Genomic DNA, 10,086 nt, shown 5'->3' with positions numbered 1-10,086 from the left:
CCCGACCGCCACTCTCCCCGGGCCGCCCTCGCCCGCCTCCCCGCTCAAGCTCCCGCTCAAGCCCCCGCTCTTGCCCGGCGGCGCTTGTGGGCCCACTTGTCGGCGCACCGTATCCCTCCCCTTCCCAAGTCGTTCCTACGTCGGCCAAAGCGCGCGAGCTTAGTGCGGAGGGGCGAGCCACGCGACGGATTTACGCCCGCCCGAAGCGCGCCCATCCGCCATCAGGTAGACACCATTGGTGCAGATACGGATATGTCGTACACCGTCGAGGAGTCCCGGAGATGAACGACCAGTCACCACCCCCGGGCTGGACCCCTCGCGACCCCGACACCCCCGGCCCGAACGCGCGGTCACGACCGCCCGGACAGGAACCGCCGCAGGTGCGGGCACCCGCCCAGGCGCAGGCAGGGGAACAGACGCGGGGACAGGCCGGGCGCAACCGGAAGCGGACCGGGTGGCGCAGGGCCCTCCCCAGTTGGCGCATGCTCCTCGGCTGCGTCCTGCTCGTCGCCCTCCTGATCGGCGGCGCCCTGATCGCCGGCTACCTCCTGGTCGACATCCCGCCCGCCAACACAACCGCGACCGCGCAGTCCAACCTGTATCTCTACGCCGACGGCACCCAGCTCGCCCGCGACGGCGAGATCAACCGCGTCAACGTCACGCTTTCCCAAATCCCCCGAGCAGTGCAGGAGACGGTCCTCGCGGCGGAAGACCGGGACTTCTACTCCGAACGGGCGGTGGACCCGAAGGCGATGCTGCGCGCCGCGTGGAACACGCTCGCCGGCAAGGGCACCCAGTCGGGCTCGACCATCACCCAGCAGTACGTCAAGAACTACTACCTGGGCCAGGAACAGACGGTCGAACGCAAGGCCAAGGAGTTCTTCATCTCGATCAAACTCGGCCGGGAGAAGTCGAAGGACTACATCCTGGAGGGGTACCTGAACACGAGCTACTTCGGCCGCAACGCCTACGGCATCCAGGCCGCCGCCCAGGCCTACTACGGCAAGGACGTCGGCGCGCTCACCACCACCGAGGGCGCCTACCTCGCCACCCTCCTCAACTCCCCCAGCACCTTCGACGTCGTCGCCCACCCCCAGAGCCGCGCCCGCGCGCTCGCCCGCTGGAACTACGTCCTCGACGGCATGGTCAAGAAGAACTGGATGACCGCCGCCGACCGCGCGGCCGCCCGCTTCCCCGAACCCGGCAAGGTCCGCCCCGCCGCCGGCCTCTCCGGACAGCGCGGCTACCTCGTCGAAGCCGTCAAGGAGTACATCGTCGAGCGCAAGATCGTCGACGACAAGACCCTCTCCGAAGGCGGCTACCGCATCACCACCACCATCGACAAACGCCGCCAGAACGCCCTCGTCGCCGCCACCGACAAACAACTGATCGGCAAACTCGACCCGCAGACCCACAAGGCCGACCGCGTCGTCCGGGCCGGCGGCGCATCCATCGACCCCACCACCGGCAAGGTCGTCGCGATGTACGGCGGCCTCGACTACACCAAGCAGTACGTCAACAACGCCACCCGGCACGACTACCAAGTGGCCTCCACCTTCAAGCCGTTCGTCTTCGCGTCCGCCGTCGACAACGACTCCCGCACCCAAGACGGCCGCCTCATCACACCGAACACCCTCTACAACGGCGACAACAAGCGCCGCGTCGTCGGAACCCGCGTCCCCTACGCACCGGAGAACGAGGGGCAGCAGTCCTACGGGGACATCACCGTCAACACCGCCACCGACCTCTCCGTCAACGCCGTCTTCGCCCAGATGGTCGTCGACGTCGGCACCGACAAGGTCAAACGGACCGCCGTCGCACTCGGCATCCCCGAGGACACCCCCAACTTCGGCCCCGGCCCGGCCATGGCACTCGGCACCCTCCAGGCGAGCGTGCTGGACATGACCCAGGCCTACGCGACCCTCGCCGACCACGGCCGCCACACCCCCTACACCCTCGTGGACAACGTCACCAAGGGCGACGAGAGCCTCCCGCTGCCCGACCGCTCCCCACGCCAGGCCATCAGCCGCGAGGCTGCCGACACCACCACCTCCATGCTGGTCAGCGTCGTCGACAACGGCACCGGCACCGCCGCCCTGGCAGCCGGCCGTCCGGCCGCCGGCAAGACCGGCACCGCGGAACTCGACCGCTCCGCCTGGTTCGCCGCCTACACCCCGGACCTGGTGACGGTGATCTCCGTGATGGGCCAGGACCCGGACACCGGCGCCCTGGAATCCCTGTACGGGGCCCTCGGCGAGGACCGTCTCGGCGGTGGCGGATACCCGGCCCGCGTCTGGGCCCAGTACACGAAGGCGGCACTGGCGGGCAGCGACCCCCTCGACTTCGACCTGGAACTCCAGCCGGCCGCCGCCCCCTCCCCGCCGCCCTTCACCCCGAGCACCCCCGAGCAATCCCCGGGCACCACCCCGCTCCCGCCCGTCCCACCCAACCGACCGGGCCGCCCGCACCGCCCCACCCCACCGACCGGCGGCCGCAACCAGGGGGGACAGACCAACGGCGGCCAGAACACGGCAGGACAGGACACGGGCGGCCGGAACACGGGCGGACAGACGACCGACGGCCAGAGCGACGCGGGCACCGACAGCGGAACCACCACCGGGACCACCACGGAAGGCGGCACCACGACCACCGGCACCACCACGGGCGGAGCGGGGCTCACCACCGGCGGCGTCCTGGGCGGCGCCGACGGCGGCCGCCCCCGCCCGCCGTCGCGCTACCTCGAATGAACGGGACGGGTCAGTGACCGGAGGTGGCCTTCAACCCCACCACCGCGACCAGCAACAGACAGATGAAGAAGATCCGCGCGGCGGTCACCGGCTCCCCCAACACCGCCATGCCGAGCACCGCCGCCCCCGCCGCGCCGATACCCACCCACACGCCGTACGCCGTACCGATCGGCAACGTCTTCGCCGCGTACGACAACAACACCATGCTGGCCACGACGCCGGCGCCCGTGAACACACTCGGCCACAGCCGGGTGAAACCCTCCGTGAACTTCATACCGATCGACCAGCCGACCTCGAGCAGACCGGCTACGAGAAGCAGAACCCAGGCCATGACAGGCACCTCCGGACGAGAGCGGAAACGGGTGCGTCGTCTTTGCGTCCAACCACCCGGTACGGCGCGTCTCGTCGGGGTTCCCCATCACCGTAGCAAAAGGCATACAAAAGGGCCGGTGACCTCGGTCACCGGCCCGATCCAGCTACGAATCAGAGGTACAGCCCGGTCGAGTCCTTCGACCCCTCCAGCCGCTCCGCGGCCACGGCATGCAGGTCCCGCTCGCGCATCAGCACGTACGTCGCCCCGCGCACCTCGACCTCGGCCCGGTCCTCCGGGTCGTACAGCACCCGGTCCCCCGGCTCGACGCTACGCACGTTCTGGCCGACCGCGACCACCTCGGCCCAGGCCAGCCGCTTGCCGACGGCGGCCGTCGCCGGAATCAGGATGCCGCCGCCCGAGCGGCGCTCGCCCTCCGGCACGTCCGAACGCACGAGCACACGGTCGTGCAACATCCGGATGGGCAACTTGTCGTGGGTGGTGGTGTTCTCGCTCACGACCCGAACCTACCCGCCCCCGCCCGGCCGGCACCCCGCAGGGTCACCCAGCTCATCCGCGCTTGCGGCGCGCCGTCAGCACGAGCAGCCCGGCCAGCCCCGCCGCGACCAGCGCGACCGGCACGATCCGCTCGACGCGCAGCGACCCGTCCTCATGGCGAAACCCGCTCTGCACATCGGTCACCAGCCGGTTCACGGCCACGACGGCACGCCCGGCGGTGTGGTCGACCTTCGCGGCGACCTTGGCCTTCGCGTCCCCGACGATCGTGTTCGGGTGCATGCGCACACCGATCTCGTCGAGCGTCTCGGCGAGCTGCTCACGGCGGCGGACGATGTCCGCCTCGATCTGTGCGGGGGTCCTGGCTTCCGGCACCGCGCGCCTCCGTCATCGTCATGGTCGGTCGTGATCGGTCCTGGTCGGTCGTGGTCGGCCCTTCGGACGCGGACCACCATGGACAGTCTGTCAGCTTAGTCTCGGACCGTACCGATCCCCTCCCGAGGAGACTGCTGACATGAGCGAGCGACTTGAGCCGGGCGACATCGCCCCCGCCTTCACCCTGCCCGACGCGGACGGCAACGAGGTCTCGCTCGCCGCCTACAAGGGCCGCAAGGTGATCGTGTACTTCTACCCGGCCGCCCTGACGCCGGGCTGCACCAAGCAGGCGTGCGACTTCACGGACAACCTGTCGGTGTTGGCCCAGGCGGGTTACGACGTCATCGGCGTGTCGCCGGACAAGCCGGAGAAGCTGGCGAAGTTCCGCGAGCAGGAGCACCTGAAGGTGACGCTGGTCGGGGACCCCTCCAAGGAGGTCCTGACGGCGTACGGCGCGTTCGGCGAGAAGAAGCTGTACGGCAAGACGGTCACCGGTGTCATCCGCTCGACGGTGATCGTGGACGAGGAGGGCAAGGTCGAGCGCGCCCTCTACAACGTGAAGGCGACCGGCCACGTAGCCAAGATCATCAAGGACCTCGGCATCTGACCCCCACGCCCCCTCGGAGTGGCCCGCACCAACCGGTGCGGGCCACTCCGCTTATCGGACGAAACCACCCGTAACCGCCCGACCACCACCCCGTTACTCCGTACGAGAGCCGCACACGCGGCCGGAACGGAGGGGGCGGGGATGCCGATCAGCCCGTACACGAGAGAACGCCTGGCGGAAGCGGCGAGGGGATCGCGGACCCTGACGGAGGCGCTGCTAAGACTGGGGGTGGACCCACAGAGCGGCTCGCGTGAGTACATCCGCAAGCGCTTGGGCCGGTTGGGGGTGGACACGTCCCACTTCGAGCGGGACGGGAACCGCTGGACGCGGACCATGTTGGAGGAAGCCGTAAAGGCTTCCGGCAACATGTACGAGGTGTTGCGCCGGTTGGGCATCGAGGCTGTGGGAGGACAGCACGCCCACATCAGCCGACGGGTGCGCGCCCTGGGCATCGATACCTCCCACTTCAGCGGCCCCACCCGAACCGACCGAATGCGGGAGAACCATCGGCGACGCTCGGCGGCCGAGATCCTCCGTGAGGAACGCTCACCGCGTGCGAGGCGCACCCCGAGCGCGATGCTCCGGCGCGCGATGCTGGAGCTGGGTGTCGAGGACCGCTGTGCCGACTGCGGCACCGCGCCCATCTGGCTCGGAGAACCACTCCCGCTTGAGGTCGACCACATCAACGGCGATTGGCGCGACAATCGCGCGGAAAACCTACGGCTGCTTTGCCCCAACTGCCACTCCACCACGGACACGTACCGAGGGCGCGGCAAGGGACGTCGATGAGCGGGCGCCTCGATCGGCCATCTCGTGACGAACTCGGGAGAGCGATAGCCGAGTCGGCCAGTACCGCCGAAACCCTCCGACGCCTGGGGATGGCCGACAACGGCGGTCAGCGCGTACACCTGCGGCGCTGGATCGCCGACGAAGGGCACGACACGTCGCACTTTTTGGGGCAGTCACACCGGCGTGGCAAGCCTGGGACCACTCCTCGCAAATCGGCTGATGACATCCTGGTCAAGCACGGCGGCAAAAGGAGGACCGCGACACGGCTCCTGAGCCGAGCCCTCCGCGAAGTCGGGATCCCTCACCGGTGCGCACGCTGCGGCGCACCCCCACAGTGGCGCGGGCTTCCCATGACGCTGGAGGTCGATCACATCAACGGCGACTGGAGCGACGACCGACGCGAGAACCTGCGGCTGCTCTGCCCCAACTGCCATAGCACCACCGGAACATGGTGCCGAGGAGGGAAGCGCCGCCGTTAGATCCCGAACACGGAGCACACAACGGCAGTCTCCCGCTAGGATTGGCAGGCGAGCGGTCGTTGCTGAATGGTATAAGCGGAGGTTTTAGGTGCCTCTGAGCGAAAGCTCATGTGGGTTCGAATCCCATCGGCCGCACTGACCTGAGAATCGAAGGCCCGGCTCTGAGAGCCGGGCCTTCGGCGTGTCAGGCCGTCAGGTCGTCAGGGCGCGGATGAACGGGACCAGGGCGCGGAAGGCCTGGCCGCGGTGGGAGATGGCGTTCTTCTCCGCCGGGGTGAGTTCCGCGCAGGTGCGGGTGTCGCCCTCCGGTTGGAGGATCGGGTCGTAGCCGAAGCCGCCCGTGCCCGACGGGGCGTGGCGCAGGGTGCCGCGCAGGCGGCCTTCGACGACGCGTTCGGTGCCGTCCGGGAGGGCGAGCGCGGCGGCGCAGGCGAAGTGGGCGCCGCGGTGGGGGTCGTCGATGTCGGAGAGCTGGGCGAGCAGGAGGTCCAGGTTGGCTTTGTCGTCGCCGTGGGAGCCGGCCCAGCGGGCGGAGAAGATGCCGGGGGCGCCGTTCAGGACGTCGACGCACAGGCCGGAGTCGTCGGCGATGGCGGGCAGGCCGGTGGCGCGGGCCAGGGCGTGGGCCTTGAGGAGGGCGTTCTCGGCGAAGGTGACGCCGGTTTCCTTGACGTCCGGGATCTCGGGGTAGGCGTCCGCGCCGACCAGTTCGTGCGGCAGGCCGGCGTCGGACAGGATGGCGCGGAGTTCGGTGACTTTGCCCGCGTTGCGGGTGGCGAGGATCAGGCGGGTCATGGCGACCAGTATCGGGCAGTGTTCCCCCGGTCGTTCCGCCCGGTCGTGCGCGCCGGTCGGGCGTGGCGGTCGGGCGCGCCGGTGGGCGTCAGCCCGGGGTGCAGACCTTGGAGATCTCCTTCGCGGCGTTGCCGACGGGGGTGATGTCCGGGGTGGTGTTGCCGTTGTCGATCGAGGTGCGGACGTTGGTGACGGCCGTCTTCATGGAGTCGATGGCCTTGCCGAGGTCGGCGTTGTCCGTCTGGTCGCCGATCTTCTTGAGGCTCGTGTCGATCTGGTTGAGGGCGTTCTGGGCGTCCTGGGGGCTGTTGCCGGCCTGGGAGACGGCCTGCTGGAGGTCGTTGGCCCCGTTGGTTATGGCGACGGCGGTGTTGGCGCAGTCCATCGCGGTGGAGAGCGTGTCGCAGGCCGAGAGCGCCGGGACGGTGAGGGTGGCGGCCAGGGTGAGGGCCGCGATGCGGTGGTTCCGGTAGGGCTTCATTCGGGGTCCCCCCAAGGGCTCGGGTGCGTGGGCGCCGCGGCGTGTGGGCGCGGGTGCCTGGCGCGGGTACGTGGACGGGCGCACGGCTTTGACACCGTGCGCCCGTACCGGCGTAGACGCCGGGCCCGTCCCGGCGGTTGCCCTGGCGGGGCCTACTGGGGTGCGGCGAGGTCCAGCGCGCTCAGTTGGAGGGCCTGGAGGTCGGAGCAGCCGCCGGCGGCGAGGTCGAGGAGGGCGTTGAGTTCCTTGCGGTCGAAGGGCTCGCCTTCGGCGGTGCCCTGGACCTCGACGAAGCGGCCGTCGCCGGTGCAGACGACGTTCATGTCGGTCTCGGCGCGGACGTCTTCCTCGTAGCAGAGGTCGAGGAGGGGTTCGCCGTCGACGATGCCGACGCTGACGGCGGCGACGGTCCCGGTGAGGGGCTTGCGGCCGGCTTTGATCAGCTTCTTCCTCTGTCCCCATGCCACGGCGTCGGCGAGGGCCACGTAGGCGCCGGTGATGGCGGCGGTGCGGGTGCCGCCGTCGGCCTGGAGGACGTCGCAGTCCAAGACGATGGTGTTCTCGCCGAGGGCCTTGTAGTCGATGACGGCGCGCAGGGAGCGGCCGATGAGTCGGGAGATCTCGTGGGTGCGGCCGCCGATCTTGCCGCGGACGGATTCGCGGTCGCCGCGGGTGTTGGTGGAGCGGGGCAGCATCGAGTATTCGGAGGTGACCCAGCCTTCGCCGCTGCCCTTGCGCCAGCGGGGGACGCCTTCGCTGAAGGAGGCGGTGCAGAAGACCTTGGTGTCTCCGAAGGAGATGAGGACGGAGCCCTCGGCGTGCTTGCTCCATCCGCGTTCGATGGTGACCGGGCGGAGCTGATCGGGCGTGCGGCCGTCGATGCGAGACATGTTGTCGAGCCTAGTCGGTGTGGGGGTACGGGAAGACCCCGTCCGGGTGGTTCCGGTACGGGGTCCGTGGTCCTGCCGTGAGGCGGGTGGGGTGAGCGGGTGGCTCAGCTCACATCATGTCTTCGATGTCGGCGGCGATGGGGTCGGCGTCGGTGCCGATGACGACCTGGATCGCGGTGCCCATCTTGACGACGCCGTGGGCGCCGGCGGCCTTGAGGGCTGCCTCGTCGACCTTGTCGGGGTCGATGACTTCGGTGCGCAGGCGGGTGATGCAGCCTTCGACTTCTTCGATGTTCTCGATACCGCCGAGCCCGGCGACGATCTTCTCAGCCTTGGTGGCCATGTGTGTCTCCCTGCGTATGACGAAGAACGAGTCTCGGCGGCCGGACGCCTGGTCTGCCCACCCGGAGGTCCGCTTTGTCACGGTAGCTCACGGTTGGCCCATCTATACGAGCACGTGCCCGGCACCTGCCGAATGATAACGATCAGCATCCACCCGCCTTGCGGGCCGGTGCACGTGACCATGTGACAAGTGGTCTACACCAGTGTGCCGTATGTGACGCACCTGCCAAAACGGGCCGGTCAGGGAGGACGCCGATGAGCGCGGACAGCGCCGCAGCCAGGCCGCGACCGCAGTGGTGGAACGGCTTGTTCCAGGGGCTACAGAAGATGGGGCGCAGTCTCCAGCTGCCGATCGCCGTCCTGCCGGCGGCCGGCATCCTCACCCGGCTCGGCCAGCCCGACGTGTTCGGCAAGGACGGTCTGGACTGGACCGACGTCGCCAACGTCATGGCGGGCGCGGGCGGCGCGCTGCTGGATCCGGACCTGGGCCTTCCGCTGCTCTTCTGCGTGGGTGTCGCGATCGGGATGGCCAAGAAGGCGGACGGTTCGACGGCGCTGGCGGCGGTGGCGGGGTTCCTCGTCTACCGCGGGGTGCTGCACGCCTTCCACAAGCCCTGTCCGCCGGGGACGAAGGACATCGGGGGCGGCTGCCTGACGTCGACGGACACGTTCGCCGGGTACACCTACCAGAACCCGGGGGTGTTCGGCGGCATCGTGATGGGGTTGCTGGCGGCCTGGTTCTGGCAGCGGTTCCACCGGGTGAAGCTGGTGGACTGGCTCGGTTTCTTCAACGGCCGCAGGCTCGTCCCGATCGTCATGTCATTCGTCGCGATCGGGTTCGCCGTGCTGTGCCTGTGGGTCTGGCCGCCGGTCGGTGACGCGCTGGAGAGCTTCTCGGACTGGCTGGTGGGGCTGGGGTCGTGGGGTGCGGGCATCTTCGGTGTCGCGAACCGCGCGCTGTTGGTGATCGGCCTGCACCAGTTCCTGAACGTGCCGGTGTGGTTCCAGTTCGGCAGCTTCACCAAGCCGGACGGGGTGGTCGTGCACGGTGACATCAACATGTTCCTGGCGGGCGACCCGCACGCGGGCCTGTTCCTCTCCGGCTTCTTCCCGATCATGATGTTCGCGCTGCCCGCGGCGGCGCTGGCGATCACGCACTGTGCGAAGCCGCGGCGGCGCAAGGAAGTGGGGGGCCTGATGCTGTCGGTGGCGCTGACGTCGTTCGTCACCGGGATCACGGAGCCGCTGGAGTACTCGTTCCTGTTCGTCGCGCCGGCCCTGTACGCGATCCACGCGGTGCTGACGGGGGTGTCGATGGCGGTGACGTGGGCGCTCGGGGTCCACGACGGGTTCAGCTTCTCGGCGGGCCTGATCGACTACGTCATCAACTGGGGGTTGGCGACCAAGCCATGGCTGATCATCCCGATCGGCCTGGTTTTCGCGGTGGTCTACTACGCGATCTTCCGGTTCGCGATCACGAAGTTCGACATCCCGACGCCCGGGCGGGAGTCGGACGAGGAGATCGAGGCGATGCAGGGGGAGACCACCAAGGCCTGAGGCGACCTTGGGCAAGCCGTTCCGTCCTCCGCTTCGACGGAGGAAAGGCCCCCGGCTCCACGGAGTCGGGGGCTTCGCGCTGCGCGCGCGGAGCGTGGGCCCTACAACAAAAAATTGAAGGTTCCTTATCTAACCCCGACCGTGTTACAACTGGTCTACACCACGCATTGGTGTAGACCACGACCGCTTCCCCCCGGC

12 protein-coding genes and 1 tRNA gene are annotated in these 10,086 nt (G+C 69.1%); 6 read left to right on the top strand and 7 right to left on the bottom strand.

The genetic code is table 11. The features are described from left to right. Positions 1-281: 281 nt before the first annotated feature. Positions 282-2,747 carry a transglycosylase domain-containing protein gene (locus ACV7NM_RS20305; RefSeq protein ID WP_463411596.1) on the top strand — a complete coding sequence of 822 codons (2,466 nt, stop codon included), beginning with the start codon at positions 282-284 and terminating at the stop codon, positions 2,745-2,747. A gap of 10 nt (positions 2,748-2,757) precedes the next feature. Here ACV7NM_RS20305 and ACV7NM_RS20300 read toward each other — a convergent pair whose 3' ends face one another. The 3 genes from ACV7NM_RS20300 to ACV7NM_RS20290 form a co-directional block, all read right to left on the bottom strand. Next, positions 2,758-3,078, bottom strand: a complete 321-nt coding sequence (locus ACV7NM_RS20300) for a DMT family transporter (RefSeq protein ID WP_463411595.1) — start codon at positions 3,076-3,078, stop codon at positions 2,758-2,760. Between the two features lie 152 nt (positions 3,079-3,230). Then, positions 3,231-3,575, bottom strand: coding sequence for a GroES family chaperonin (locus ACV7NM_RS20295; protein WP_361315292.1), 345 nt, complete (start codon positions 3,573-3,575; stop codon positions 3,231-3,233). Between the two features lie 52 nt (positions 3,576-3,627). Next, on the bottom strand, positions 3,628-3,948 hold the full coding sequence (locus ACV7NM_RS20290) for a DUF3618 domain-containing protein (protein WP_463411594.1): 321 nt from the start codon (positions 3,946-3,948) through the stop codon (positions 3,628-3,630). A gap of 139 nt (positions 3,949-4,087) precedes the next feature. Here ACV7NM_RS20290 and bcp point away from each other — a divergent pair, with 139 nt between their 5' ends. The 4 genes from bcp (at position 4,088) to ACV7NM_RS20270 (ending at position 5,958) form a co-directional block, all read left to right on the top strand. Then, complete coding sequence (gene bcp, locus ACV7NM_RS20285; protein ID WP_463411593.1) at positions 4,088-4,555, top strand: thioredoxin-dependent thiol peroxidase; 468 nt, start codon at positions 4,088-4,090, stop codon at positions 4,553-4,555. 141 nt (positions 4,556-4,696) lie between these two features. Further along, complete coding sequence (locus tag ACV7NM_RS20280; protein ID WP_463411592.1) at positions 4,697-5,344, top strand: HNH endonuclease signature motif containing protein; 648 nt, start codon at positions 4,697-4,699, stop codon at positions 5,342-5,344. Next, positions 5,341-5,823, top strand: coding sequence for an HNH endonuclease signature motif containing protein (locus ACV7NM_RS20275; RefSeq protein ID WP_463411591.1), 483 nt, complete (start codon positions 5,341-5,343; stop codon positions 5,821-5,823). Before ACV7NM_RS20280 ends, ACV7NM_RS20275 begins: the two co-directional genes overlap by 4 nt. Positions 5,824-5,875: 52 nt before the next feature. Next, positions 5,876-5,958, top strand: a tRNA-Leu gene (locus tag ACV7NM_RS20270). Between the two features lie 57 nt (positions 5,959-6,015). Here ACV7NM_RS20270 and rdgB read toward each other — a convergent pair. The 4 genes from rdgB to ACV7NM_RS20250 form a co-directional block, all read right to left on the bottom strand. Then, the gene (rdgB, locus tag ACV7NM_RS20265; protein ID WP_463411590.1) at positions 6,016-6,618 is read right to left on the bottom strand and encodes an RdgB/HAM1 family non-canonical purine NTP pyrophosphatase; all 603 of its coding nucleotides are present in this window, start codon (positions 6,616-6,618) and stop codon (positions 6,016-6,018) included. 88 nt (positions 6,619-6,706) lie between these two features. Beyond that, the gene (locus tag ACV7NM_RS20260; RefSeq protein WP_463411589.1) at positions 6,707-7,099 is read right to left on the bottom strand and encodes a hypothetical protein; all 393 of its coding nucleotides are present in this window, start codon (positions 7,097-7,099) and stop codon (positions 6,707-6,709) included. A 152-nt stretch (positions 7,100-7,251) separates the two neighbouring features. Further along, positions 7,252-7,989, bottom strand: a complete 738-nt coding sequence (gene rph / locus ACV7NM_RS20255; RefSeq protein WP_463411588.1) for a ribonuclease PH — start codon at positions 7,987-7,989, stop codon at positions 7,252-7,254. Between the two features lie 109 nt (positions 7,990-8,098). Beyond that, a complete protein-coding gene (locus tag ACV7NM_RS20250; RefSeq protein ID WP_463411587.1) occupies positions 8,099-8,332 on the bottom strand; it encodes a glucose PTS transporter subunit EIIB in 234 nt (77 codons plus the stop codon). Positions 8,333-8,586: 254 nt separating this feature from the next. Here ACV7NM_RS20250 and ACV7NM_RS20245 point away from each other — a divergent pair, with 254 nt between their 5' ends. Beyond that, the gene (locus ACV7NM_RS20245) at positions 8,587-9,888 is read left to right on the top strand and encodes a PTS transporter subunit EIIC (protein WP_463411586.1); all 1,302 of its coding nucleotides are present in this window, start codon (positions 8,587-8,589) and stop codon (positions 9,886-9,888) included. The last annotated feature ends 198 nt before the right edge of the window (positions 9,889-10,086 follow it).

This window comes from Streptomyces sp. Tek67B01 (assembly GCF_055231995.1).
This window is presented reverse-complemented; position numbering and strand designations above follow the sequence as displayed.

Coding starts and splice junctions, on each gene's coding strand:
- ACV7NM_RS20305 (WP_463411596.1), top strand. CDS start 282: ATGAACGACCAGTCACCACCCCCGGGCTGGACCCCTCGCGACCCCGAC.
- ACV7NM_RS20300 (WP_463411595.1), bottom strand. CDS start 3,078: ATGGCCTGGGTTCTGCTTCTCGTAGCCGGTCTGCTCGAGGTCGGCTGG.
- bcp (WP_463411593.1), top strand. CDS start 4,088: ATGAGCGAGCGACTTGAGCCGGGCGACATCGCCCCCGCCTTCACCCTG.
- ACV7NM_RS20280 (WP_463411592.1), top strand. CDS start 4,697: ATGCCGATCAGCCCGTACACGAGAGAACGCCTGGCGGAAGCGGCGAGG.
- ACV7NM_RS20275 (WP_463411591.1), top strand. CDS start 5,341: ATGAGCGGGCGCCTCGATCGGCCATCTCGTGACGAACTCGGGAGAGCG.
- rdgB (WP_463411590.1), bottom strand. CDS start 6,618: ATGACCCGCCTGATCCTCGCCACCCGCAACGCGGGCAAAGTCACCGAA.
- ACV7NM_RS20260 (WP_463411589.1), bottom strand. CDS start 7,099: ATGAAGCCCTACCGGAACCACCGCATCGCGGCCCTCACCCTGGCCGCC.
- rph (WP_463411588.1), bottom strand. CDS start 7,989: ATGTCTCGCATCGACGGCCGCACGCCCGATCAGCTCCGCCCGGTCACC.
- ACV7NM_RS20250 (WP_463411587.1), bottom strand. CDS start 8,332: ATGGCCACCAAGGCTGAGAAGATCGTCGCCGGGCTCGGCGGTATCGAG.
- ACV7NM_RS20245 (WP_463411586.1), top strand. CDS start 8,587: ATGAGCGCGGACAGCGCCGCAGCCAGGCCGCGACCGCAGTGGTGGAAC.